Genomic DNA, 390 nt, shown 5'->3' on the forward strand with positions numbered 1-390 from the left:
CCCCCGCCACCCGCGACGCCGGCTGAGTACACCCCGGTGCCGAACACACGCCGCCACCCTCGGCAGCGAACAACGCCAACCGCTGCCCTGGCGAAGCCAACCGTTTCGACCGCCCCAAATACAAGGGCACGCTGGTGTGCTCGGCGAATACCGCCAGGAATGGTTGCACCCCGCTCGTCGAGTGGGTGGCCATCAAGATCAGATCAGCGACCGGAAGCAGAGTGCCCGACGCGGTCCGCGCCACCCCGGCGTGCGCCTCCAATTCAGCGAGTGTGGCGGTGGCGATGATCTGGACGGGTAGACCCCGATGCGAGCGGCCGAGCACACCGGCATCGACAACCTGCGACAGCAACGCTGATACGGCGTCATGGTTGCGTTGGGCTTGCGACC

Annotated in this window: 1 protein-coding gene; it reads right to left on the reverse strand. The window is 67.2% G+C overall.

What is annotated here, in order from left to right:
• Positions 1–390: DUF222 domain-containing protein (locus GOOTI_RS24335; protein ID WP_007241260.1), on the reverse strand; the 390-nt coding region annotated here is incomplete at both ends.

The sequence above is a fragment of the Gordonia otitidis NBRC 100426 genome (genome assembly GCF_000248075.1).
GTDB classification, from domain to species: Bacteria; Actinomycetota; Actinomycetes; order Mycobacteriales; family Mycobacteriaceae; genus Gordonia; species Gordonia otitidis.